This window comes from Moorena sp. SIO4A1, assembly GCF_010672065.1.
Classification (GTDB): Bacteria; Cyanobacteriota; Cyanobacteriia; order Cyanobacteriales; family Coleofasciculaceae; genus Moorena.
The window spans coordinates 1-2,764 of record NZ_JAAHHX010000238.1 but is presented as its reverse complement, the minus strand read 5'-3'; the positions used below and the strand labels follow the sequence as shown (position 1 = coordinate 2,764).

The following is a 2,764-nucleotide window of genomic DNA, read 5'->3' as shown; positions in this document are numbered from 1 at the left end:
TTTTTAATACCGAATATGAGTCTGTTTTATATCAACCATTTTGGTCAGTTTTGTCTGGCATTTCGGGTATTTATTTTATACTTACTCTATCTAAAAATAGAGATTTTATGGTACAGCCAAAACCAGAAGTGACATAATAACTGCCACTGCTCCTAGAACAACTAGTCCCATCTGCCGGAGCAAAAAGACTTCAGCTCCAGACCACCCAACAGCAGTGGCAGCAATAATAGCGCGAGCAGGTGAAATCATCGTGGCGTGGGCGCTAGCTCCATTCTGAGCTCCCATCAGCCACTCTAGTGGTAAGCCAGACTGAATGCTTACCTCTTGTTGTAATTGGGAAAGTAGGGCATTACTCGCAGTACTTGAACCAGTAATCCAGCCTCCTAGAGCAGCTAACCAAGGTGCAACCCATATATACTTGTCACCAAGTGTTGCTGCGGCCATGCCTAGACTAGCTATCATGCCACTGGCTTGCATAACTTGAGAGGCTGCTAGAAAACAGGCGAGTGCGATGGCTCCAGGGATAAATTGTTGCCAAGCTTGTATTGTTATCACTTGCAGTTTGTGTACGACTGTTCCCAAAATTGTGACTGTAGCCAAAGCTGTCAAAAGTAAATAAAAGCCTGGGTTGTAAAGCAGGGGTAGATTTAGATTGATGGCAGCTATGGATATCGCAAAATGGCTCTTCAGCAAAATTTTTAGAGGAACAACTAAGCGAGAGATCAGCAGAATTGCTGTCAGAATTCCGTAGGGAGCTATTACCTGCCAGAGGGATACTTTAGTAATACCATACTCAGCCGAATCATGAGCCGTTTTTTCGGAACTATTACGGGCAGTGTTGACTAGATTTACTGTTCTTTTTCGTTTTGCCTTATGAAATAGTTTATGAAATAGTTTTCGGTTTGCCCACACCACTAAGAATGACATCACCAGTGTGCTGCCAAGTACACCGGCAAGTTCAACCCCAGGAATCCAACTGAACCCCCAAACTCCTATGGTAAGAAGCACTCCGGCAGCGATCGCTTCTGGCCATCGGCGTTGCACGGATTTCTTTCCGCCACTCACTGCTAGTGCCACCAGTCCGTAAACTACGGGCAGAGGAGCAGTCAAAAGAGCAGTAGTCGAACCTAGAATACTAGGATCTAGATTAGTTATTTCCGCTCCAAGAACTGTACCTATCGCTAATCCTCCCCAAGGTACAGCCATTTGACCCAAAATACCCAGTATAGCTGACTGAGCAGAACTATAACCTAATGCGAGAAACAGTGGAATTACTAAAATGGTACCAACTCCAAATCCACTAACTGACTCGGCAAAAGGAGCGAACCCAATCACTAGCAGCAACACCTGTAAGTCTCGCTCAGGAACTAAGCGAGCAATACCCCGTCCTAAAAGGCTCATACCATCTACAGACTTGAGCAGATAGTAAAGTAGCAAACTGGGAAATAGCACATAGAAAACTGATAGTGATGTCGCAAGTCCCTTGACCAAAGCAAGTAGTAATTGCCCAGGAAACAAACGAAAAACAGGAAATAGTAGTGTTGATCCCATAGCAGCTATCAAAGTAGCAAGTCCTGCCTGTTGGCTTGGTCGCTGCAATACCACTAGCATTACTATGGCTACCCACAAAGGCATAGTAGCAATTATGATTTCCAAGACATTTGTCTCCTGTATTAACAATAGTTAATCTACTTTTGCTAGCTGGCGGCTATCTAAATTAGTATTGTGAGATAAGTTGATAGCTGGAGCTTGACACAACAGCTTTTCGGTGAACTGCATTTCTCTACACTGCTGCAATTGGTTTAGTTTGATTTCCAACTCATCTATCCTTTGGATAAGTTTATCAACCACATTAGCTACTGGATCCGGGATGTTACTGTGAGCAAGTGGACTAATCGGTTTGGCGAATTGCCTAACTATCCGTCCCGGAATCCCAACGACAGTGCAGTCACTAGGAACAGAGCGTAAAACTACTGAGCCTGCTCCAATACGGGTGTTGTTACCAATTTCAATGTCCCCAAGAATTTTTGCTCCTGCTCCGACGATTACATTTTTTCCCACAGTAGGATGACGTTTACCTAGTTGTTTACCAGTCCCACCTAAAGTAACGCCTTGATAAATTAAGGTTCCATCTCCAACGATGGCGGTTTGCCCAATTACTACACCTGCACCGTGATCAATAAATATGCCCCGACCAAGGGTAGCACCTGGATGAATATCAATTCCTGTTAGCCAACGGACAATGTAGGATACGAAGCGAGACAGCCAAAATAAACGGTGGCGATATAAGATATGAGCAAAGCGATGAACCGTAACTGCCTGTAAGCCTGGATAGCAAGTTAACACCTCAAGCCAAGAGCATGCAGCAGGATCTTTCTCAAACACAGCCTCAAAATCTGCTCGAATAGAATCCCACAAGCCTAAAGTAGATGAAGCTGTGGTTTGGCCATGTTTCTCCAAAGCTTCAAGAGAATGCTTCATTTCTGATTTTTGTTTCATTTTGAGTCAAGCTAATATAGCAGTTAGCAGTGAGCTATCAGGCATCGGCTTTTTTGCTTTTCCTTGTCCTGTGTGTCGTTCATGGTTTTCAGATGTACCTGATTAAATTGCCAACTGCTATAATAAATATCGGGTCAATTTGTGAGGATTCGATATTTATTATAGCAGTAGAGTGATTTTATTGATGGACTCTACTTACTTCTATGCCACTCAGTTATTCACTCAGTTATTCACTCAATTATTCTCTCAATTTACATCTTCTATC

At 43.3% G+C, this 2,764-nt stretch carries 2 protein-coding genes; both read right to left on the bottom strand.

Annotated features, from left to right (window positions below; all coding sequences use genetic code 11):
• Positions 1-105: 105 nt before the first annotated feature.
• Positions 106-1,656, bottom strand: a complete 1,551-nt coding sequence (locus tag F6K53_RS36700; protein ID WP_293084442.1) for an L-lactate permease — start codon at positions 1,654-1,656, stop codon at positions 106-108.
• A gap of 27 nt (positions 1,657-1,683) precedes the next feature.
• Complete coding sequence (gene cysE, locus F6K53_RS36695) at positions 1,684-2,499, bottom strand: serine O-acetyltransferase (protein ID WP_293084439.1); 816 nt, start codon at positions 2,497-2,499, stop codon at positions 1,684-1,686.
• Between the last annotated feature and the right edge of the window lie 265 nt (positions 2,500-2,764).